Here is a 22,043-nt window from a genome sequence, read left to right on the forward strand (position 1 = left end):
TATGCCAATCAACATCACCATGCCGGCACTCTCGCCCACGATGGAAGAGGGCAATCTTTCCAAGTGGCTGGTCAAGGAGGGCGACAAGGTTTCGCCGGGCGACGTGATCGCCGAGATCGAGACCGACAAGGCGACGATGGAAGTCGAGGCCGTCGATGAGGGCACGGTCGCCAAGCTGGTCGTTCCGGCCGGCACCGAAGGCGTCAAGGTCAATGCGCTGATCGCCATTCTCGCCGGCGAAGGCGAGGATGCAGGGGCGGCGGCAAAGGGTGGTGGCGATGCCGCGCCCGCGAAAGCCGATGCCAAGCAGGATAAGGCGTCAATCTCCCCACCCGTGGGGGAGATGTCGACGAAGTCGACAGAGGGGGGCGCTGCCCCGCCGACCTCTCAGTCTGTCGCGCCCCCCTCTGGCCTGCCGGCCATCTCCCCCACAAGGGGGGAGATCAGCCAATCGTCAGGCGAGCGCACCTTCGCTTCGCCGCTGGCTCGTCGCATCGCCAAGGATGCCGGAGTCGACGTGTCCGCCGTAACCGGCACCGGCCCGCATGGCCGTGTCGTCAAGGCCGATGTCGAGGCGGCGATTGCCGGCGGTGGCGCCAAGGCTGCACCGGCCGCGAAAGCCGCACCTGCCGGCGCTGCGGCACCTGCGGCTCCGGCTGCGGCACCCAAGGCGATGTCGGACGAACAGGTGCTGAAGCTGTTTGCCGAAGGGTCCTATGAGCTCGTCCCGCACGACAATATGCGCAAGACCATTGCGCGCCGCCTGGTCGAGGCCAAGACAACCATCCCGCATTTCTACCTGACGCTCGACTGCGAGCTCGATGCGCTGCTGGCGCTGCGCACACAGATCAATGCGGCTGCTCCGACGAAGAAGACCGACAAGGGCGAGGCTCCCGTCTACAAACTCTCGGTCAACGACATGGTGATCAAGGCGATGGCGATGGCGCTGATGGCGGTGCCGGATGCCAATGCATCGTGGACCGAAAGCGCCATGGTCAAGCACAAGCACGCCGATGTCGGCGTTGCCGTGTCGATCCCCGGCGGCCTGATCACGCCGATCATCCGCCACGCCGACGAAAAGACGCTGTCCACTATCTCCAACGAGATGAAGGATCTGGCGAGCCGTGCCCGCAGCCGCAAGCTGAAGCCTGAGGAATATCAAGGCGGCACGACGGCTGTCTCCAATCTCGGCATGTTCGGCATCAAGGACTTTGCCGCCGTCATCAACCCGCCGCATGCGACGATCCTGGCGGTGGGTGCGGGCGAGCAGCGGCCGGTGGTCAAGAATGGCGAGATCAAAATCGCCAATATCATGTCGGTGACGCTGTCGACCGATCACCGCGCCGTCGACGGTGCGCTCGGCGCCGAACTTCTGGTCGCCTTCAAGCGCATGATCGAAAATCCGATGGGCATGCTGGTCTAGGAAGGAAAAAGGCTGTGCGGAAATTCGTCACCAGCCTTTTCGCCCTGATCCTTTCCGGCCTGGCCGGCGGGCTGGTGGCGCTGTGGCTGGCAATCGTCACCAATGCGAATTCCGAATACATCCTGGTCTTCATGGTTTCGGCGCTGGTCACCATCGTTGCGACCGTGGCGTTTTTCATCGCGCAGTTCGTGCCAAACCCGCAAAGGGCGATAAACCTGACGGGGCTTGTTGGGGTTTCGTTGTTCGTGCTGGCCGGAATCGGGCTGATTGCCTGGACCTTCTCGCAGCCGCCTGGCAAAGCCCAGTGGTCGGGCGATCTCCCCGTTGTCGCCGGTCTGTTTTTGCCAAGCATCGCCACGGTTATCGTGCAGTGGCTGTTCGTGGGATGGCGCGTGCGGCGCGGGCTTAGGGCGGAGGCGGGTGCGGGTGCATGAAGACGATCCTCTGCTACGGCGATTCCCTGACCTGGGGCTATGACGCGGCGAGCCTCGGGCGTCATGCGCTGGAAGATCGCTGGCCGAGCGTGCTCAAGGCGGCGTTGGGCGACGATGATATCGAAGTCATTGCCGAAGGTCTGAACGGCCGCACCACGGCTTTCGACGATCACCTGGCTGGTGCCGACCGCAATGGCGCCAAGGTGCTGCCGACGATCCTGACCAGCCATGCGCCGCTCGACCTGATCATCATCATGCTCGGCGCCAACGACATGAAGCCCTGGATCCACGGCAATCCGGTCGCGGCCAAGCAGGGGGTGCAGCGGCTGATCGACATCGTGCGCGGCCACGATTATCCGTTCGACTGGGCCGCGCCGCAAATCCTGATCGTCGCGCCACCAGCGGTCAGCCGCACCGACAATGCCGAATTCAAGGAAATGTTTGCCGGCGGCGACGAGGCCTCGAAGCGGCTGGCGCCGCAATATTCCGCGCTCGCCGACGAGGCCGGCTGCGGCTTTTTCGATGCCGGCACGGTGGCCGAGACCACACCGATCGACGGCGTCCATCTCGATGCCGAAAACACGCGAAATATCGGCCAGGCGCTGGCGCCATTGGTGCGCGTGATGCTGGAACTCTAGAGAAAAATCAGGGAGAAACCCCGTGGCTGAATCCTACGACGTGATCATCATCGGCTCAGGCCCCGGCGGCTATGTCACGGCGGTGCGCTCCGCCCAGCTCGGCTTCAAGACTGCCATCGTCGAGCGTGAGCATCTCGGCGGCATCTGCCTCAACTGGGGCTGCATCCCGACCAAGGCGCTGCTGCGCTCGGCCGAGATCATGCACTATTCCGACCATCTGAAGGACTACGGCCTGAAGCTCGAAGGCGGCAAGGTCAGCGCCGACACGGCCGCTGTCGTCGACCGCTCGCGCAAAGTGTCGTTGAGGCTCAATGGCGGCGTCGCCTTCCTGATGAAGAAGAACAAGGTCGACGTTATCTGGGGCGAGGCCAAGCTTTCAAAGCCAGGTGAAATCGTCGTTTCCAAGACGGCCAAGAAACCGATGGAGCCGCAGCCGCCGGTGCCGAAGGGCGTCAAGGGCGAGGGGACCTATACCGCCAAGCACATCATTCTCGCCACCGGCGCCCGGCCGCGCGCGCTGCCCGGCATCGAGCCGGACGGCAAACTGATCTGGACCTATTTCGAGGCGATGGTGCCGAAGGAGATGCCGAAATCGCTGCTGGTCATGGGTTCGGGCGCCATCGGCATCGAGTTCGCCTCCTTCTACCGCACCATGGGCGCCGAGGTGACGGTGGTCGAGCTTTTGCCGGCGGTGATGCCGGTCGAGGATGCCGAGGTCTCGAAATTCGCGCAGAAGCAGTTCGAGAAGCAGGGCATGAAAATCATCCTCGAGGCCAAGGTGACCAAGGTCGAGAAGGGCACCAACTCGGTTACCGCACATGTCGAGATGAAGGACGGCAAGGTCGAGAAGATCACCGCCGACCGCATGATCTCGGCCGTCGGCGTGCAGGGCAACATCGAAAATCTCGGCCTCGAGACGCTCGGCGTGGAGACCGATCGCGGCTGCGTCGTCATTGACGGCTATGGCAAGACCAACGTTCCCGGCATCTACGCTATCGGCGATGTCGCCGGACCGCCTATGCTTGCCCACAAGGCCGAGCATGAAGGCGTGGTGTGTATCGAAAAGATCGCCAATTTCCCCGGCGTGCATGCGACAGACAAGCTGAAGATCCCGGGCTGCACCTATTGCAACCCCCAGGTCGCATCGGTCGGGCTCACCGAAGCCAAGGCCAAGGCCGAAGGCAAGGACATTCGTGTCGGCCGCTTCCAGTTCGGCGCCAACGGCAAGGCGATCGCGCTTGGCGAGGACCAGGGCTTCATCAAGACCATCTTCGACAAGAAGACCGGCCAGCTGCTCGGCGCGCATATGGTCGGCGCCGAGGTGACGGAGCTGATCCAGGGCTTTGTCGTGGCGATGAACCTGGAGACCACCGAGGAAGAACTGATGCACACCATCTTCCCGCATCCGACGCTGTCGGAGATGATGAAGGAAAGCGTGCTTGATGCCTATGGCCGTGCGCTCAACGCGTGATAAATTGCTGCCGCGAGACTCAGACGCATGCGCCGGAGGAACCTTACGGCAAGACAGTTCGTTTCCGGATGCATTTTCACCTGACACTGGAGGAGTTGGCATATGGACGTGAATGGCGTGGGCTGGATTGCGGCCATCATCATCGGCGGTTTGGCCGGGTGGCTGGCCGAGATGGTCATGAAGAGCAATACCGGCGTCTTGATGAACATCATTATGGGCATTGTCGGCGCGGTGGTGCTGAACGCAATTCTCAGGGCGCTCAACATCGAACCCTTCGGTGTCGGCTGGCTCGCCTACCTGATCACCGGCTTCATCGGCGCCTGCCTGCTGATCTTTGCCGGGCGGCTGATACGCCGCTAGACTACCGCTATGCGAAAAAGGCTGTGGCGGCATGCGCCGCCGCAGCCTTTTTCTTTGCACCGAAAAGTCCTAGATGACGCCAGAAGGGCGAATGCCGACGGGCAGACGCCAACAAGTCAGGTTTGAGATGGTCACTGTTCTCGACACGATCGCCAACGCGCCGCGCCTGCGGCACCCCGAGAAGGCACACAAGCCTGATCAGGACGTGCTGCGCAAACCCGACTGGATCCGCGTCAAGGCGCCGATGTCGAAGGGCTATGCCGAAACCCGCGAGATCGTGAAGTCGCACAAGCTGGTCACGGTTTGCGAAGAGGCCGGCTGCCCCAATATCGGCGAGTGCTGGGAGAAAAAGCACGCCACCTTCATGATCATGGGCGAGATCTGCACGCGCGCCTGCGCCTTCTGCAACGTCGCCACCGGCATTCCGACCGCGCTCGATGCCGATGAGCCGGCACGCGTCGCGCACGCCGTCAAGCAGATGGGGCTGACCCATGTCGTCATCACCTCGGTCGACCGCGACGATCTCGCCGATGGCGGCGCGCAGCATTTCGCCGAGGTTATCCGGGCGATCCGAGCAGCGACGCCCTTGACCACGATCGAAATCCTGACGCCCGATTTCCTGCGCAAGGAAGGCGCGCTGGAGATCGTCGTGGCGGCCAAGCCCGATGTCTTCAACCACAATCTCGAAACCGTGCCGTCGAACTACCTGACGGTGCGGCCGGGTGCCCGCTATTTCCACTCGATCCGGCTGTTGCAGCGGGTCAAGGAGCTCGACCCGTCGATCTTCACGAAGTCCGGCATCATGGTCGGCCTCGGCGAAGAGCGCAACGAGATCCTGCAGCTGATGGACGACCTGCGCTCGGCCAATGTCGACTTCATGACCATTGGCCAGTATCTGCAGCCGTCAAAGAAACACCACCCCGTGATCCGCTTCGTCACGCCGGAGGAGTTCAACTCCTTCGCGACGATCGGCAAGACCAAGGGTTTCCTGCTGGTGGCGTCGAACCCGCTGACGCGCTCCTCGCACCACGCCGGCGACGATTTCGCCAGGCTGCGGGCCGCGCGTGAGGCGCAGCTCAAAAAAGCCAGTTAAATCCTGCTTCAATGCCGAAATTCGAAGCCACACGCCGCGTTGCCCACACGCCGGAGCAGATGTTTGCTCTGGTCGCCGATATCGAGACCTATCCGCAATTTCTGCCGCTTTGCGAGGCGCTGACGGTGCGCTCGCGCAAGGAGCGTGACGGCCGCACCATTCTCCTCGCCGATATGAGCATCGGCTACAAGGCGATCCGCGAGACCTTTACGACGCAGGTGCTTTTGAAGCCGGACGAGAACACAATCGATGTCAAATACATCGATGGACCGTTCAAATATCTCAGCAATATCTGGCGCTTCGAGCCGGCCGACGGCGGCGGCTGCAACGTCCGCTTCTTCATCGACTACGAGTTCAAGAGCCGCATCCTCGGCGTGGTGATGGGCACCATGTTCGATCGCGCCTTCCGCATGTTTTCCGAAGCCTTCGAAAAACGTGCGGACGTCATCTACGGAACGACGCCCATCTCATGAGTGTCGCCGAGCGCGCGCAGCCCGATCTCCAGCGCATGCTTGACCGTCTCGCGGCGGATGAAGTCGCGGCCATTGTCGGCAAACATATTGAGCTCGGCAGCCACCGGCCCACGTCTTAGGGCAACTCCGAACCAGACGAGGCCGACCGGTTTTTCCGGCGAACCGCCGCCTGGGCCGGCAATGCCGGTGACGGCAAGCGCCAGCCCGGCGCGCGAGCGCGCCAGAGCGCCCGCCGCCATCTCCAGAACCGTTTCGCGCGAGACGGCGCCATGCGCCTCGAGTGTGGCGGGCGAGACGCCGAGCATCTCCATCTTTGCTTCATCGGAATAGGTGATGAGGCCGCGATCGACGACAGCGGACGAGCCGGCAATGTCGGTCAGTGCCGAGATGATCATGCCGCCGGTGCAGCTCTCGGCCGTCGCCAGCATGATGCCGCGCTGCTGGCAGACCTGGAGCAGGGCGTTGGCAAGATCGCTGTTGTTCATGCGGGAACCTCCCCGGGGAAGACGACACTGGCTGTGGCGATGGCGGCGACGCCTTCCTCGCGGCCGACAAAGCCGAGTTTTTCGTTGGTAGTCGCCTTGATGGAGATGCGATCGCTGGAAATGCCCAGCATCGCCGACAACGCGTTGGTCATGGCCTCGCGATGCGGGCCGACGCGCGGAGCCTCGCAGATCAGCGTGATGTCGGCATTGGCGATGCGGCCGCCGCGTTCGCGCACCAACCTGGCCGCATGCTCGACGAAGATCTTCGACGCCGCGCCCTTCCATTGCGGATCGGAAGGCGGGAAATGCGTGCCGATGTCGCCGGCGCCGCAAGTGGCGAGCAGCGCATCGGTCAGCGCGTGCAGGCCGACATCGGCATCCGAATGTCCCGAAAGCTTCTTGCCGTGCGGAATGGCGACGCCGCACAGAGTGACATGGTCGCCTGCCTCGAAGGCGTGCACGTCATAGCCATTGCCGGTGCGAATGTCTGGAAAACGCTCGCCAGTAAGCCGCTGATCCGCCATCGCAATATCCCTTGCCCAGGTCAGTTTGACGTTGTCCGGCGACCCCTGAACGATTTTCACCGGAATATGCGCCCATTCGGCGATCGCGGCATCGTCGGTGAAATCCGTCTTGCCGAGATGATGGGCTTTTTCGTGCGCGGCGAGCAACGGCCAGAACGGAAAGCCTTGCGGCGTCTGCGCGGCATGAAGGCCGGCCCTTGGCACCGTCTCCTCGATCATGCCGGTGGCCGACTCGCGCTTCAGCGTATCGGCGACGGGCAAAGCGGGCAGCGCGCCCTGGCGCTCGCCAATGGCGGCGATGATACGGTCGATCAGGGCCGTGTCGACAAACGGCCGCACCGCGTCATGGACAAGGACACGGCCGGGCGTACGTTCCCTCAGCGCCAGCAGGCCGAGCCGGACCGAGGCCTGGCGCGACTCGCCACCGACCACGGCGGTAACCCGCTCGGCATATACGCCGGCTGCCTTGTCGAAAAGCGCGCGGTCATCGGCATGGATGGCGACGACGACGGGACCAATTTCGGGATGCGCCAGGAACGTCTCCAGCGTGCGCGCGATGACGGCACGGCCACCGACGCGCTGATATTGCTTCGGCCCGTCGGCCTGTCCGGCGCGCGCGCCGCGGCCGGCTGCAACGATGACCACGCCGACCTTGTCGGTCGTCGCCTCGGCCGGTTTTTCGCTTGCGTCTGTCATGCCGAGAGGCTTAGTCGCGGCTTATGGCGAAGGCCAGCATTTTCCCAAATGCGCCGCAATGTGACGTCATTGCGCGTTGCACAATGCCTTTCTTATGGCTAGAGAATGTGCAGCAATCCGATATGCTTGGTTTTTGTGCATGCCTGAAGTGACAAAATTGGCTTCGCCGCTCGACATTGGCGGCGTGACGATCCGCAACCGCGTCTTCCTCGCGCCCATGTCGGGAATAACGGACGAGCCGTTCCGGCAGCGCGCCTACGCGCATGGCGCGGGCCTGGTCGTGTCGGAAATGGTGGCGAGCGGCGAGCTTGCCAAGGGCAGGGCCGGCTGCGACCTGCGCATCCGTCATTCCGGGCTGCCCGTCCATATGGTCCAGCTTGCCGGCCGCGAGGCCGAGCACATGGCCGAGGGCGCGCGCATCGCTGCCGGCGAGGGCGCCGACATCATCGACATCAATATGGGCTGCCCGGCCAAGAAGGTGACCGGCGGCTATGCCGGCTCGGCGCTGATGCGCGATCTCGACCACGCGCTGTCGCTGATCGAAGCGGTGATCGGCGCGGTCCAGGTGCCGGTCACGGTCAAGATGCGGCTCGGCTGGGACGACAATGCGCTCAATGCACCCGTCTTGGCGCGCCGCGCCGAAGAGGCCGGTGTTAAAATGGTGACCGTGCATGGGCGCACGCGCTGCCAGTTTTATCAAGGCAAGGCCGATTGGGGCGCCATCGCCCGCATCAAGGACGCCGTCTCGATCCCGGTGGTCGCCAACGGCGATGTGTGCTCGCCCGCGGAGGCCGCCGAAATCCTTGAACAGTCGGGCGCCGACGCGGTGATGATCGGCCGCGCGCATTATGGCGCGCCATGGACGGCGGGCCGCATTGCGGCGACGGCTGCGGGCGACGCGCTCTCCGGCGTGCCGGAAAGCCCGCAAGCCATGGCCGACTACATCGTTTCCCACTACGAGGACATGCTGACGCTTTACGGCGTCGAAAGCGGCTTGCGCCAGGCGCGCAAGCATCTCGGCTGGTATCTCGATCGCCACGCTGTGGGCGTCACCAATGAAGGGCGCAAAGCCATCCTCACCTCGTTCGAGCCCGCCCGCGTCATGGCCGTGCTGCGTGAGGTGTTTTCCGGCGGGGGCGAGGCCGCATCCATGCGGAGCGCTGCATGAACGCGCCTGCTGCACCGGGCACCGAGATGGCAAATGCTGCCCATATCGTGCTCAACACCATCCGCCGTCCGGTGATCATGGTCGATCCCGATGGGTTCATCACCTACGCCAATGCCGACGCGGAAGACTTCTTCCGCTCCAGCGCCAACATGCTGGCACGCAACACACTGTCCAAACTGATCCCGTTCGGCAGCCCGCTGTTGCAACTGGTCGACCAGGTGCGCGAGCGCCGTGCGCCGGTCAACGAATACCGTGTCGACGTGTCGTCGCCGCGTCTCGGCATCGAGAAGGTCGTCGATCTCTATGTCGCGCCGGTGCCGGAATTCCCAGGCTCGATCGTGGTGATGTTCCAGGAACGCTCGATGGCCGACAAGATCGACCGGCAGATGACACACAGGGGTGCCGCGCGTTCGGTCACCGGCCTTGCCGCCATGCTGGCACATGAGATCAAGAACCCGCTGTCCGGCATACGTGGCGCCGCACAGCTGCTCGAACTCTCGGCGTCCGACGAGGATCGCGCGCTGACCCGCCTCATCACCGACGAGACCGATCGTATCGTCTCCCTCGTCGACCGCATGGAAGTGTTTTCCGACGAGCGACCAATCGACCGCTATCCTGTCAACATCCATGTCGTGCTGGACCATGTGAAGGCAATCGCGAAGAACGGTTTTGCCAAGAGAATCAGGATATTGGAGGACTATGATCCATCATTGCCTCCGGTTTTCGCCAACCGCGACCAACTGATCCAGGTGTTTCTCAACCTGGTCAAGAACGCTGCCGAGGCGATCGGCGGCGACCCGCAGGGCGAGATCGTGCTGTCGACCGCGTTCAGGCCGGGCATCCGCGTTTCCGTTCCCGGAACCCAGGACCGCGTGTCGCTACCGCTTGAATTCTGCGTGCGCGACAATGGGTCCGGCGTTTCGGAAGACATTCTGCCGATCCTGTTCGATCCGTTCATCACCACCAAGCCGAACGGGTCGGGGCTCGGCCTGGCGCTGGTGGCGAAAATCGTCGGCGAGCATGGCGGCATCATCGAATGCGATTCGACGCCGCGCGGCACCACCTTCCGAATCCTGATGCCGGCCTGGAAAGAAACACCCATCGACACTGCCGATGATGAAGGCGAAGGAGACCGCAAATGACGGTTCGCGGCAATATTCTCGTCGCCGACGACGATGCGGCCATCCGCACCGTGCTCAATCAGGCGCTGTCGCGCGTCGGCCATGAGGTGCGCGTGACCTCCAACGCCTCGACGCTGTGGCGCTGGGTGGCGGCGGGCGAGGGCGATCTGGTGATCACCGACGTTGTCATGCCGGACGAGAACGCCTTCGACATGCTGCCGCGCATCAAGAAGGCGCGCCCCGAGCTGCCGGTCATCGTGATGAGCGCGCAAAACACTTTCATGACGGCGATTCGTGCTTCCGAAACAGGTGCTTACGAGTATCTGCCGAAGCCGTTCGACCTGACCGAACTGCTCAACATCGTCAACCGGGCGCTGTCAGAGCCGCGCCGACCGAAGATCGATACGCGACCGGAAGAACAGCCTGACGCGATGCCGCTGGTCGGCCGGTCGGCCGCCATGCAGGACATCTACCGCATGCTGGCGCGCATGATGCAGACCGACCTGACGGTGATGATCTCGGGCGAGTCCGGCACCGGCAAGGAATTGGTGGCGCGCGCGTTGCACGAATATGGCCGTCGCCGCGGCGGTCCGTTCGTCGCCATCAACATGGCGGCGATCCCGCGCGATTTGATCGAATCGGAGCTGTTCGGCCACGAGAAGGGCGCCTTCACCGGCGCACAGAACCGCTCGACCGGCCGCTTCGAGCAGGCCGAGGGCGGCACGCTGTTCCTCGACGAGATCGGCGACATGCCGATGGAGGCGCAGACGCGGCTGCTGCGCGTGCTGCAGCAGGGCGAATACACCACGGTCGGCGGGCGCACCCCGATCAAGACCGATGTGCGCATCGTCGCCGCCACCAACAAGGATCTGCGCACGCTGATCAACCAGGGGCTTTTCCGCGAGGATCTGTTCTATCGCCTGAATGTCGTGCCGCTTCGGCTGCCGGGTTTGCGTGAGAGATCGGAAGACATTCCCGATCTGGTGCGGCATTTCTTCAAGATCGGCGCCAGCGAAGGCTTGCAGACCAAGCGCATTTCGACCGGCGGCATCGAATTGATGAAGCGCTATCCGTGGCCGGGAAACGTGCGCGAGCTGGAAAACCTGGTGCGCCGGCTTGCGGCGCTCTATTCGCAGGACGAAATATCAGCCGAGATCATTGAAGCCGAGCTGAAGACAGGCGAAAGACCGGTCGTTCCCGGCGGCGGCAATTTGATCCCGGACGATCTGTCCATCGGGCAGGCGGTGGAGCACTTCCTGCAGCGCTATTTTGCCTCTTTCGCCGGTGAGTTGCCGCCGGCAGGTCTCTATCAGCGCATCTTGTCCGAGGTCGAATATCCGCTGGTGCTCGCTTCCATGACGGCAACGCGCGGCAACCAGATCAAGGCGGCCGAATTGCTCGGCTTGAATCGCAACACACTGCGCAAGAAGATTCGCGAGCTGGGCGTCAACGTCTACAAATCGTCGAGATCATGAGCGCCTGGCGCCCGAAGTGACGCGAGGTCATCCCCTTTTCAGGGGATCGGCGGCCGAAAGATTTCCGTCACGGCCACACTTGTTGCATAATCGCCACAATGCGTTGCATACATCCGACGCAATCACTGGCTCTTAGACGGCGACATGGCTTCGCAAGCTCTGACATCAAACGAACCGCTTTTCAGCAGACCCGGCCAGAGGGATGGACGGCGGCTGCTTGCGTTGCCCGGCGTTGTGGCAATTGCCGGCGCGCTGGTTACGGCGGCAATCTCGTTTGCGATTCTTGTCGGCGCCACGCCGATCACGCCAGACGCAAACACAACGCTGACGCTGATTGCGGCCAATGCCTTATTTGTGCTGGCGCTGATTGCCCTCGTTGGCCGCGAGGTGCATCGCATCACCATGGCGCGCCGGCACGGCAAGGCGGCGTCGCGGCTGCATGTGCGCATCGTGACGATGTTTGCGCTGGTCGCGGCCATCCCCGCCATCATGGTGGCCATCATCGCCTCGATCACGCTCGATATCGGCCTCGACCGCTGGTTCGAGATCCGCACCAAGGCGATCGTCAACTCGTCGCTGTCGATCGCCGACGCCTATGTGCAGGAAAACGCTCGCAATCTTCAGGGCACGACGCTGTCGATGGCCTACGATCTCGATGCGTCGCGCACGCTTTACGGCCTCGATCGAACCGGCTTTCTCGACCTGATGAACAAGGAAGCCGTCGGCAGAAGCCTGGTGCATGCGGCGCTGGTCAGGGAAGACGGCTCCTTTGTCGTGAGTGCCCAGACCGATGCGGACTTCGCCATGCCGGCACCGCCTGAGGGCGCGGTGGCAAGTGCGGCCGACGGCAAGCCGGTGCTGATCGAGCCGAAGACGCGCAACATCATGGGCGCCATCATCAAGCTGCGGGAGATCGAAGGCCTCTACCTCTACACCAATCGCCTGGTCGACCCCGAAGTGATCAAGGCGAGGGCGATCGTCCAGTCCAACACCGCCGAATATCGCGGCCTGGAAGACAACAGGCGGACGTCGCAGGTGGCGTTCGCGCTGCCCTATCTGTCGCTGACGCTGATCATCATCCTGTCGGCCATCTGGACCGGCATAGCGGTGGCCGACCGTCTGGTGCGGCCCATCCGTCAGCTCATCGGCGCGGCTGACGAGGTTGCGACCGGCAATCTCGATGTCGCCGTTCCGGTACGGCCTTCCGACGGCGATGTCGCCTCGCTTGGCGATACGTTCAACAAGATGCTGCTGGAGCTTAAATCGCAGCGCAACGAGATCCTGTCGGCCAAGGATTTGATCGACGAACGGCGTCGTTTCTCGGAAGCGGTGCTGGCCGGCGTCACCGCCGGCGTCATCGGCGTCGATCCCTACGGCATCGTCTCCATCGTCAACAAATCGGCCGAAACGATGCTGGCCATATCGGCCACGGCGGCGCTGGGGCAGAACCTGTCCGCCGTGCTACCGCATGTCGGCCGTGTCTTCGAGATCGGCCGCAAATCCGGCAAGCCGGTCTATCGCGAGCAGGTCACCTTCTATCGCACCGGCGCCGAGCGTACCTTCAACGTGCAGATCACCATCGAGGCCGGCGACGACGGCGAGGAGGAGAAATCCTACGTCGTGACTGTCGACGACATCACCGATCTGGTCCAGGCACAGCGCTCGTCGGCCTGGGCGGATGTGGCGCGGCGTATCGCACATGAAATCAAGAACCCGCTGACGCCGATCCAGCTCTCGGCCGAGCGCATCAAGCGACGCTTCGGCAAGGTCATCACCGAGGACCGCGAGATTTTCGACCAGTGCACCGACACGATCATCCGGCAGGTCGAGGATATCGGCCGCATGGTCGACGAGTTCTCGGCTTTCGCCCGCATGCCCAAGCCCGAGATGAAAGCCATCGATCTGCGTGAATCGCTGCGCGAGGCGTCGTTCCTGGTCGAAGTCAGCCGCGCCGACATTGCTTTCGAACGCGTGTTCGGCAACGAACCGCTCAAGGGCACGTTCGATAGCCGATTGATGGCGCAGGCTTTCGGCAACGTCATCAAGAACGCGGCCGAGGCGATTGACGGGCTGGAACAAAAGGACGGTTCGCACGGCATAATCCGGATTCAAGCTGCCCGGCAGAATGGCGCGATCAGAATCGACGTCATCGACAATGGCAAAGGCTTGCCGCGCGAGAACCGCCAAAGGCTGCTCGAGCCCTACATGACGACGCGCGAGAAGGGCACCGGGCTCGGTCTCGCCATCGTCAAGAAGATCGTGGAGGACCATGGCGGGCGGCTCGAATTGCACGATGCGCCCGCGGATTTCCACGGTGGACGCGGCGCGATGATCTCGATCATCCTGCCGCCAGCTGCCGCAACCGCGCCGCCACGCGGTCAAGGCGAAACGGAACACGAACGAGAAACTGAAAAGGTCGGTAATGGCGTCTGATATTCTCATCGTCGATGACGAGGAAGACATCCGTGAACTCGTCGCGGGCATATTGAGCGACGAAGGGCATGAAACCCGCACGGCATTCGATGCCGACAGCGCGCTCGCGGCAATCGCCGACCGGGCGCCGCGGCTGATTTTCCTCGACATCTGGTTGCAGGGCTCGCGCCTCGACGGGCTGGCGCTGCTCGACGAGATCAAGACGATGCATCCGAGCCTGCCGGTGGTGATGATCTCCGGCCACGGCAATATCGAGACAGCGGTGTCGGCCATCCGCCGCGGCGCCTATGATTTCATCGAGAAGCCGTTCAAGGCCGACAGGCTGATCCTGATCGCCGAGCGGGCGCTCGAAACCTCGAAATTGCGGCGCGAGGTGTCCGACCTCAAGCAGCGCAGCGGCGAAACCTTCGACCTGATCGGCATGTCGTCGGCGATGAGCCAGCTGCGCCAGACCATCGAGCGCGTGGCGCCGACCAACAGCCGCGTCATGATCATCGGTCCGTCCGGCTCGGGCAAGGAGCTCGCCGCGCGCGCCATCCACACGCTGTCGACGCGCAAGGGCGCGCCCTTCGTGACGCTGAGCGCGGCCAACATCACGCCCGAGCGCATGGAGATCGAGCTGTTCGGTACCGAATCGAACGGCACCGAGCGCAAGGTCGGCGCGCTTGAAGAGGCGCACCGCGGCATTCTCTACATCGACGAAGTGGCCGACATGCCGCGCGAGACGCAGAACAAGATTTTGCGCGTGCTGGTCGAACAGCAGTTCGAGCGGGTCGGCGGCACCAAGCGGGTCAAGGTCGACGTCCGCATCATCTCCTCGACCTCGCAGAACCTGGAGGCGATGATCGCCGACGGCCGTTTTCGCGAAGACCTCTATCACCGCCTGGCGGTGGTTCCGGTCATGGTGCCGGGCCTGGCCGAGCGGCGAGAGGACATTCCCTATCTCGTCGACAATTTCATGAAGCAGATCGCTCGCCAGGCCGGCATCAAGCCGCGCCGCATCGGCGACGATGCGCTTGCCGTGCTGCAGGCGCACAACTGGCCGGGCAATGTCCGCCAGCTGCGCAACAATGTCGAACGGCTGATGATCCTGGCGCGTGGCGACGATATCGATGCGCCGATCACCGCCGACCTGTTGCCGTCGGAGATCGGCGATGTCATGCCGCGCACGCCGAACCAGTCCGACCAGCACATCATGGCGCTGCCGCTGCGCGAGGCGCGCGAACAGTTCGAGAAGGACTATCTGATCGCCCAGATCAACCGTTTCGGCGGCAACATCTCGAAGACGGCGGAATTCATTGGCATGGAGCGCTCGGCGCTGCACCGGAAACTGAAGTCGCTGGGGGTCTGATCCCCATTGTTGTTGGTCCAGCGGGCCGTGGCCCGTGCAATTGCCGGTTACGGCAGCGGCGGAATCGCCTAGAAATAGCGAGACTGTTCTGAGGGATAACCCATGCCGCGCATTGCCTATGTGAACGGGCGCTATGTCGCCCATGCCGACGCTGCCGTGCATATCGAGGATCGCGGCTATCAATTCGCCGACGGCGTCTACGAGGTCTGCGAGGTGGCGCAGGGCTTTATCGTCGACATGCCGCGCCATCTTGCCCGGCTGAACCGCTCGCTTAGCGAATTGTCGATCGACTGGCCGGTCACCAAGGGCGTGCTGCCGCTTCTTCTGCGCGAGATCGTCCGGCGCAACCACGTCGTCAACGGCCTGGTCTATGTCCAGGTTACGCGCGGTGTTGCCAGCCGCGACTTCGTTTTCCCGGCCGATACACCGTCATCGCTGGTGATTACGGCCAGAAAGGCCGACCCGGCGGCGGCCGCCAAGCGAGCCGAGGCGGGCATCAAGGTCATCACCGTGCCGGAAAACCGTTGGGACCGGGTCGACATCAAGAGCACCGGCCTGCTGCCCAACGTGCTGGCCAAGCAGAAAGCCAAGGAGGCCGGCGCCCAGGAAGCCTGGTTCGTCGACACCGATGGCAACGTCAAGGAGGGCGGCTCGTCCAACGCCTGGATCGTTACAAGGGACGGCGTTCTGGTCACCCGGCCGGCGGAGCATGGCATCCTGCGCGGCATCACCCGCACGACCATGTTCGAAGTGGCGGCAAAGCTCGGGTTGACGATCGAGGAGCGCGGGTTTTCAGTCACTGAAGCCAAGGCGGCGCGAGAAGCTTTCATCAGTTCGGCAACGACAATCGCCATGCCGGTCGTGGCAATCGACGGTGCCGCGGTCGCCAATGGGCACCCCGGTTCGATAACACTTTCATTGCGGCAAGCCTTTTTTGACGTTGCGGAAAAAAGTCCAGCCTGATAACCGCACAGACGGACTGCACATCAATATATCTCGTTCTGCTTGTCGTTACTGACGGCAAGGGGGTGTTTGCAAGCTTGACATGTGCCCGCTAATTTGGCGCATTAGCCTGCAAACCGAAGGGGATCGGCGAAAGACAAGAACAATGGCGGAACGATCGCAAAACCTTCAGGACCTGTTCCTGAATTCTGTTCGCAAGAGCAAAAATCCACTCACCATCTTTCTCATCAACGGCGTCAAGCTGACCGGCGTGGTCACTTCCTTCGACAATTTTTGTGTTCTGCTGCGCCGTGACGGCCACTCCCAGCTCGTCTACAAGCATGCCATTTCCACGATCATGCCGAGCCAGCCGGTTCAGATGTTCGATGGCGAGGAAAGCCAGGGCGCCTGATTGGCACGTGAAAAAGACGCGGACCGCGGCGTCCGCGGGAAACCAGCACATAATTCCGGGACGGAAGCCACAGGTCCGACCCGGGCGGTTGTCATTGTGCCGGTGCTTACCCGGCATCAGCGCAACGATGACGAAACGAACCGTCCACGGCTGACGCGTTCGGCGGATGCGCGCCACGACGAAGCGGTCGGCCTTGCCCGCGCCATCAACCTGGATCTGATCCACACGGCGGTGGTCACCGTCAACGATCCACGCCCGGCAACCTTGCTCGGCAGCGGCAAGGTCGCGGAATTCGCCGAGATCGTCAAAGAGGGTCACGCGGAGGTGGTCATCGTCGACCATCCGCTGACGCCGGTGCAGCAGCGCAATCTCGAAAAAGAAATGAATGCCAAGGTGCTCGACCGCACCGGATTGATCCTGGAGATTTTTGGCGAGCGCGCGCGGACCAAGGAGGGCACGCTGCAGGTCGAACTTGCCCATCTCAACTACCAGAAGGGCCGCCTGGTGCGGAGCTGGACCCACCTTGAACGCCAGCGCGGCGGCGCCGGCTTCCTCGGCGGCCCCGGCGAAACCCAGATCGAGTCGGACCGGCGGCAGCTGCAGGAAAAAATCATCAAGCTCAAGCACGAGCTGGAAACGGTGCGCCGCACCCGCGACCTGCACCGCGCCAAGCGCAAGAAGGTGCCGTTCCCGGTGGTGGCGATCGTCGGCTACACCAATGCCGGAAAGTCGACGCTGTTCAACCGGCTGACCGGGGCCGACGTGCTGGCCGAAGACATGCTGTTTGCAACGCTCGACCCGACGCTGCGCCGCGTGCGCCTGCCGCACGGCACGCCGATTATCCTGTCGGACACAGTCGGCTTCATTTCGGACCTGCCGACGCATCTGGTCGCCGCCTTCCGGGCCACACTGGAAGAGGTCGTCGAGGCCGATCTGGTCATCCACCTGCGCGATATCTCGGATCCGGATACCGCAGCGCAAGCCGAGGACGTCGAGCGCATTCTCGCCGAACTCGGCGTCGATGCCGGCGATGCCAAGCGCGTCGTCGAAGTGTGGAACAAGGTCGACCTTCTCGACGACGGCAACCGGGAGCGCCTGCTCGCCGACGGCACTGACGCCAACAAGGCGCCGCCGATCGCCATCTCGGCGGTCACCGGCGAAGGCATCGATGCGCTGAAGGCGCTGATCGAGACCAGGATGTCGGGCGAACTGGAGGAATTGACGGTGACGATCGAACCGGCGCAGTTCGGCCTTGTCGACTGGCTCTACCGCAATGGCGACGTCGTTTCGCGGGTAGACAATGAGGATGGCAGCGCGACCATCGCACTCAAGGCCACGCACAGCGCGCGGCATGAGATCGAAAGCCGATTGCACCGCAAAAACAGGCAGTAAGCCTGATTATTTCGCGCTCTTGGCCTGCTGCCAGAGCGCTTCCATCTCGTCCAGCGTGGCTTTTTCGAGCGTGCTTCCCGATGCATCGATCGCGCGCTCGACATAGTGGAAGCGTGTGCGGAACTTTTCGTTGGTGCCGCTCAGCGCTGCTTCCGAATCGAGCTTGAGGTGACGCCCCAGATTGACGACGGCAAACAGCATGTCGCCGAATTCGGCCTTGATCTCAGCCGTTTCGCCCTTGGCCAGCGCCTCGCGCAATTCGCCGATCTCTTCCTCGATCTTGTCGAGGATGGGCGCCGCCTCGCTCCAGTCGAAGCCGACCCGGGCTGCCTTTTCCTGCAGTTTCAGTGCCCGCGTCAAAGCGGGCAGGGCGACCGGCACGCTGTCCAGGAACCCCTTGCCATTGTCTTCGGGGTCGAGGCCGCGGGCGAGGCGCGCACTTCGCTTTTCAGCCTTCTCCTGCGCCTTGATCTTTTCCCACATGCCCTTGGCCATGCCGGCGCTGCGCGCCTCTTCGTCGCCGAAGACATGCGGATGGCGGCGGATCATCTTGGTGGTGATGGCCTCGACCACATCACCGAAGGCAAAATCGCCGGCTTCCTGCGCCATCTGCGCGTGGTAGACGACCTGCAGCAGGAGATCGCCGAGTTCGTCGCGCAGATCGTCGAGATCGCCGCGCGCAATGGCGTCGGCCACCTCATAGGCTTCCTCGATCGTATAGGGCGCGATGGTCGAGAAATCCTGCTCGATGTCCCAGGGACAACCGGTCTTCGGCGCCCTGAGCGCCGCCATGATCTCGATCAGCCGGGAAATGTCGCGCGAAGGTTTCATGCGGCGAATGCTATCCCGCTGCCTGTCGTGCGGCCAACGGCGTCAGCCGGAGAGGGGAGATTGTCCACAGCGAGCTTCAGCCGAGTACCGACACAACCGCCTTGGCGAGGTCATCCATGCCGTCCTCGGGCAGGCCGGCGACGTTGATGCGGCTGTCGCCGACCATGTAGACGCCATACTCGGCACGCAGCCGCTCGACTTGCGCCTCGGTCAGGCCAAGCCTGGAAAACATGCCGCGATGGCTGGCGATGAAGTCGAAGCGGTCGGAGTTGGACTGCCGGCGCAGCGCGTCGGCGAACTGGACGCGCAGCCTCAGCATGCGCAGCCGCATCTCCTCCAGCTCCGCCTCCCAGTCGGCGCGAAGGCCATCATCTTCCAGCACCATGCGCACGGCGGCGGCGCCATGGTCCGGCGGCATCGAATACATGGCGCGCGCCGCCGCCAGCATCTGGCTCATCGCCACATCGGCTTGCGCACCATCCTTCGCCAGGATCATCGCCGCGCCGACGCGGTCGCGGTAGACGGCAAAGTTCTTCGAGCAGCTCGAGGCAACGACCATTTCAGGCACCTTGCCCGCGAGAAGGCGCAAGCCGGCCGCATCGGCGTCCAGGCCTTCGCCAAAGCCCTGATAGGCAATGTCGACAAAGGGCAACAGCCCGCGCTCGACGACAAGATCGGTGACGCTGGCCCATTGCGCGATATCGAGATTGGCGCCGGTCGGGTTATGGCAGCAGCCATGCAGCAGCACGATATCGCCGGGCTCGGCTGCGCCAAGCGTTGCCAGCATCTCGTCGAAGCGCACCGCGCCGGAAACGGCATCGAAATAGGGATAATCGCGCACCGTGAGGCCGGCCCCGCGCATCACCGGCGGGTGGTTCGGCCATGTCGGGTCCGACAGCCAGACGGTTGCGTCGGGGCGGGTCCGCTTCAACAGCTCCGCCACCAGCCGCAGCGCGCCGGAACCGCCAGGCGCTTGCGCGGCGCGGATGCGCGTCATGTCGGCAGCGGGGCCGAAGGCCAGCTTGACCATCGCCGTGTTGAAGCCGGTGTCGCCGGCAAGGCCGAGATAGGTCTTGGTGTCCTGGTCCTGCAGCAACCGCTTCTCGGCCTCGCGCAGGGCGCGCATGACCGGCGTCCTGCCGTCGCGGTCCTTGTAGACGCCGACGCCGAGATCGATCTTGCCGGGGCGCGGATCGGCGCGATAGAGGCCGATCAAGGCGATGATCTTGTCAGCCGGGGCAGGTTGCAGGGTCTCGAACATCAATACGGCTCCAATGGCGGCGGAGTAATACGCAAAGCGGCCGCGTTTCGCCAGTGCTTCCATCTGCGCCAGTCCGCTAGCGTACTGGACCGTTACGCCAAGCTTTGTCTGTACGGCAGGGGTCGGCGGCTATGGCGACGGGTTCATTCCAATCCGCCGGATAAGCACCCGTCCAATCACGGCGAGACCGATGCCGGTCAGCAGGGAGAAACCGCCGAGCATGCCGGCCAGCCCGGCAAGGAACCAGCGTCCGGCGAAGCTGTCGACGGAGGCATTTTGCGGATTGGTTGGGTCGTAAGCGACAGGGACGCTGTCGCCATCACCCCAGAACGAGCTGTGGACGGCATTGTTGAAGCGGATGACGGTGCCGTCGGCGGTCGAGAACTCGATGCGGGGATTGTATTCGGCGGCGACAATCCTGCCTGTCGCCGAAGCGGTACGAGGGCCGTACATCTCGACGATGGCCAGCACGCCGGAAGCGATCAGTCCGACAATGCCAAAGATGATGAACACCCTGCCGACGACCGGCAACGCTGCAAAACCCGTTACACGACTACCATTGGCCATCTTTTGCTCCTGGGACAGACGGATAAGGCTAGACTTCATCCATAAAGCAAACATCTGCCGCACGGGAGATGGGTAAGTGCGCAGCGGACTTCTGATTGCATGATGCCTATTGTGGCGACGCAAAAAAGTTTTGGTGGCGATGGATTAAGATCCCCGCCTGTTTCGTAAACGGGGCATGAAACGGTCGATGCCACGCTTCGATATTGTCGGACAGCTGGGTTCGCTCAGGCGCTACGCACGCTCGCTGACGCGCGACGGCACTGACGCCGAGGATCTGGTGCACGATGCGCTGGTGCGCGCCTACGAGCGGCGCGACACATTCCGCTCGGGCGGCAATCTGCGGGCATGGTTGCTGTCGATCGTCCACAACGCTTTCATCGACAAGATGCGCTCGCGCCGGTCGGAAGCAGCGCGTGTCGAGCAGGCCGGCTATCTCACCGATGCCAGCACGCCGGCGCCTCAGGAACATTCCGTGCGACTGGCGCAGGTGCGCGAGGCCTTTTTCAGTCTGCCGGAGGAGCAGCGTTCGGCGCTGCATCTGGTCGCCATCGAGGGCCTTTCCTACCAGCAGGCCGCCGACGCCAGCGGGGTGCCGCTGGGCACGCTGATGTCGCGCATCGGCAGGGCGCGCGCAGCACTGCGCGAGATGGAAAACGCTGCACCTTCGCCGGCCAAAAGCCATCTGAGGATCGTGGGAGACCCGTCATGACCGACCTGTTGCGGGACCCGGTGACCGATACCGATCTCGATTCTTATGTCGACGACCAGCTGGATGTCGCGCGCCGCATCGAGGTCGAGGCGTTCCTCTCGGTTCGTCCGGAGGCTGCGGCGCGGGTGATGTCCGACTTGAGGACGCGCGACGAACTGCGCCTGGCGCTGGCTGCTTCCACAGGCATGGCGCGGCCGGCGACGACTGAAGTCGCGCGCCGGCTGGGCAGGGGACTGGCCAGTCGCCGCGTCTTCGCCGTGCTGCAGCGGGCGGCCGCGGTCGCCGTCTTTGTCGCTGCCGGCTGGCTGGCGAACGGCCTCTTCGGGCCGCTGCTGGTGACCAAGGTCGTGGCTTCGCCGCCGCCGCCCGCCTATGTCGAAGAAGCGATCCGGGCGCACAAGACGACGCTCATGCGCGAGGCGATGCCCTCGCAGCTGGAGGCGCCCAACTACAATGGCGACGAAATCCGCGCCGCCACCGCAATCGTCATGCCATCGCTGCCCAAGGACTGGAAGGTCCGCGACGTGCAGATCTATCCGTCGCGCTTCGGGCCGAGCGTCGAGGTGGCGCTGGAGACGAAGGATATGGGGCTGGTCTCGCTGTTTGCGATCCGGCCCGGAACCTTCGACGTGGTCAAGCCTGCCATCGCGCCCTCCGGCGACATCTCCTCTGCCTATTTCCAGATCGGCGAGGTCGCGTACGCGGTCGTCGCGCGCAGCGATGTCCACGACCTCGACCGCGCCGCCGAGACGCTTGCCAAGACACTTTACTGATCAGGACACTT

General features: G+C 63.4%; 22 protein-coding genes. 17 read left to right on the forward strand and 5 right to left on the reverse strand.

From position 1 onward, the window contains the following. Position 1 precedes the first annotated feature (1 nt). The 7 genes from NL532_RS17555 (at position 2) to NL532_RS17585 (ending at position 5,892) form a co-directional block, all read left to right on the forward strand. Entirely contained in the window at positions 2–1,423 is a 1,422-nt protein-coding gene (locus NL532_RS17555) for a pyruvate dehydrogenase complex dihydrolipoamide acetyltransferase (RefSeq protein ID WP_286487391.1), read from the forward strand. Between the two features lie 14 nt (positions 1,424–1,437). Then, positions 1,438–1,857: a hypothetical protein gene (locus NL532_RS17560; protein WP_023668917.1), complete on the forward strand. Its 420-nt coding sequence runs from the start codon at positions 1,438–1,440 to the stop codon at positions 1,855–1,857. After that, positions 1,854–2,495, forward strand: coding sequence for an SGNH/GDSL hydrolase family protein (locus NL532_RS17565; RefSeq protein WP_023755213.1), 642 nt, complete (start codon positions 1,854–1,856; stop codon positions 2,493–2,495). Before NL532_RS17560 ends, NL532_RS17565 begins: the two co-directional genes overlap by 4 nt. Positions 2,496–2,517: 22 nt before the next feature. After that, positions 2,518–3,966 carry a dihydrolipoyl dehydrogenase gene (gene lpdA / locus NL532_RS17570; RefSeq protein ID WP_023830008.1) on the forward strand — a complete coding sequence of 483 codons (1,449 nt, stop codon included), beginning with the start codon at positions 2,518–2,520 and terminating at the stop codon, positions 3,964–3,966. Positions 3,967–4,068: 102 nt separating this feature from the next. Next, on the forward strand, positions 4,069–4,326 hold the full coding sequence (locus tag NL532_RS17575) for a GlsB/YeaQ/YmgE family stress response membrane protein (RefSeq protein ID WP_023668920.1): 258 nt from the start codon (positions 4,069–4,071) through the stop codon (positions 4,324–4,326). A gap of 127 nt (positions 4,327–4,453) precedes the next feature. Further along, entirely contained in the window at positions 4,454–5,419 is a 966-nt protein-coding gene (gene lipA, locus NL532_RS17580) for a lipoyl synthase (protein ID WP_023682553.1), read from the forward strand. A gap of 11 nt (positions 5,420–5,430) precedes the next feature. Beyond that, positions 5,431–5,892, forward strand: coding sequence for a type II toxin-antitoxin system RatA family toxin (locus tag NL532_RS17585; RefSeq protein WP_023682552.1), 462 nt, complete (start codon positions 5,431–5,433; stop codon positions 5,890–5,892). Here the strand turns inward: NL532_RS17585 and NL532_RS17590 are convergent. Then, positions 5,868–6,377, reverse strand: coding sequence for a CinA family protein (locus NL532_RS17590; RefSeq protein ID WP_023682551.1), 510 nt, complete (start codon positions 6,375–6,377; stop codon positions 5,868–5,870). The genes NL532_RS17585 and NL532_RS17590 overlap by 25 nt on opposite strands. After that, the gene (locus tag NL532_RS17595) at positions 6,374–7,597 is read right to left on the reverse strand and encodes a bifunctional 2-C-methyl-D-erythritol 4-phosphate cytidylyltransferase/2-C-methyl-D-erythritol 2,4-cyclodiphosphate synthase (protein WP_023830009.1); all 1,224 of its coding nucleotides are present in this window, start codon (positions 7,595–7,597) and stop codon (positions 6,374–6,376) included. The genes NL532_RS17590 and NL532_RS17595 overlap by 4 nt, the downstream gene beginning before the upstream one ends. A gap of 139 nt (positions 7,598–7,736) precedes the next feature. Here NL532_RS17595 and dusB point away from each other — a divergent pair, with 139 nt between their 5' ends. From dusB to hflX, 8 genes are all read left to right on the forward strand, one after another. After that, positions 7,737–8,765 (forward strand): tRNA dihydrouridine synthase DusB, encoded by a 1,029-nt coding sequence (gene dusB, locus NL532_RS17600; protein WP_286487392.1) that lies wholly within the window; start codon positions 7,737–7,739, stop codon positions 8,763–8,765. After that, a complete protein-coding gene (locus tag NL532_RS17605; protein WP_023688458.1) occupies positions 8,762–9,907 on the forward strand; it encodes a two-component system sensor histidine kinase NtrB in 1,146 nt (381 codons plus the stop codon). Before dusB ends, NL532_RS17605 begins: the two co-directional genes overlap by 4 nt. Beyond that, positions 9,904–11,361 carry a nitrogen regulation protein NR(I) gene (gene ntrC / locus NL532_RS17610; RefSeq protein WP_023710528.1) on the forward strand — a complete coding sequence of 486 codons (1,458 nt, stop codon included), beginning with the start codon at positions 9,904–9,906 and terminating at the stop codon, positions 11,359–11,361. Before NL532_RS17605 ends, ntrC begins: the two co-directional genes overlap by 4 nt. 144 nt (positions 11,362–11,505) lie before the next feature. Further along, on the forward strand, positions 11,506–13,794 hold the full coding sequence (locus tag NL532_RS17615) for a sensor histidine kinase NtrY-like (protein WP_023688460.1): 2,289 nt from the start codon (positions 11,506–11,508) through the stop codon (positions 13,792–13,794). Continuing rightward, complete coding sequence (gene ntrX, locus NL532_RS17620; protein ID WP_023668929.1) at positions 13,784–15,145, forward strand: nitrogen assimilation response regulator NtrX; 1,362 nt, start codon at positions 13,784–13,786, stop codon at positions 15,143–15,145. The genes NL532_RS17615 and ntrX overlap by 11 nt, the downstream gene beginning before the upstream one ends. A gap of 102 nt (positions 15,146–15,247) precedes the next feature. Then, positions 15,248–16,108, forward strand: coding sequence for a D-amino-acid transaminase (locus NL532_RS17625; protein WP_023755217.1), 861 nt, complete (start codon positions 15,248–15,250; stop codon positions 16,106–16,108). Between the two features lie 145 nt (positions 16,109–16,253). Then, positions 16,254–16,499 (forward strand): RNA chaperone Hfq, encoded by a 246-nt coding sequence (gene hfq / locus NL532_RS17630; protein WP_006202172.1) that lies wholly within the window; start codon positions 16,254–16,256, stop codon positions 16,497–16,499. Next, a complete protein-coding gene (gene hflX, locus NL532_RS17635; protein WP_023830011.1) occupies positions 16,500–17,891 on the forward strand; it encodes a GTPase HflX in 1,392 nt (463 codons plus the stop codon). It abuts the gene before it with no gap. 6 nt (positions 17,892–17,897) lie between these two features. Here the strand turns inward: hflX and mazG are convergent, their stop codons facing one another. The 3 genes from mazG to NL532_RS17650 all read right to left on the reverse strand — a co-directional run bounded on the left by mazG (position 17,898) and on the right by NL532_RS17650 (position 20,550). Beyond that, complete coding sequence (gene mazG, locus NL532_RS17640; RefSeq protein ID WP_023830012.1) at positions 17,898–18,722, reverse strand: nucleoside triphosphate pyrophosphohydrolase; 825 nt, start codon at positions 18,720–18,722, stop codon at positions 17,898–17,900. Between the two features lie 76 nt (positions 18,723–18,798). Further along, positions 18,799–19,983 (reverse strand): amino acid aminotransferase, encoded by a 1,185-nt coding sequence (locus NL532_RS17645; protein WP_023830013.1) that lies wholly within the window; start codon positions 19,981–19,983, stop codon positions 18,799–18,801. 129 nt (positions 19,984–20,112) lie between these two features. Beyond that, the gene (locus NL532_RS17650) at positions 20,113–20,550 is read right to left on the reverse strand and encodes a DUF3592 domain-containing protein (RefSeq protein ID WP_196813731.1); all 438 of its coding nucleotides are present in this window, start codon (positions 20,548–20,550) and stop codon (positions 20,113–20,115) included. Positions 20,551–20,725: 175 nt separating this feature from the next. Here NL532_RS17650 and NL532_RS17655 point away from each other — a divergent pair, with 175 nt between their 5' ends. Continuing rightward, positions 20,726–21,259, forward strand: a complete 534-nt coding sequence (locus tag NL532_RS17655) for a sigma-70 family RNA polymerase sigma factor (protein WP_023688465.1) — start codon at positions 20,726–20,728, stop codon at positions 21,257–21,259. Beyond that, on the forward strand, positions 21,256–22,032 hold the full coding sequence (locus NL532_RS17660) for an anti-sigma factor family protein (RefSeq protein WP_023696103.1): 777 nt from the start codon (positions 21,256–21,258) through the stop codon (positions 22,030–22,032). The genes NL532_RS17655 and NL532_RS17660 overlap by 4 nt, the downstream gene beginning before the upstream one ends. The last annotated feature ends 11 nt before the right edge of the window (positions 22,033–22,043 follow it).

The sequence above is a fragment of the Mesorhizobium sp. C120A genome (assembly GCF_030323105.1).
Classification (GTDB): domain Bacteria; phylum Pseudomonadota; class Alphaproteobacteria; order Rhizobiales; family Rhizobiaceae; genus Mesorhizobium.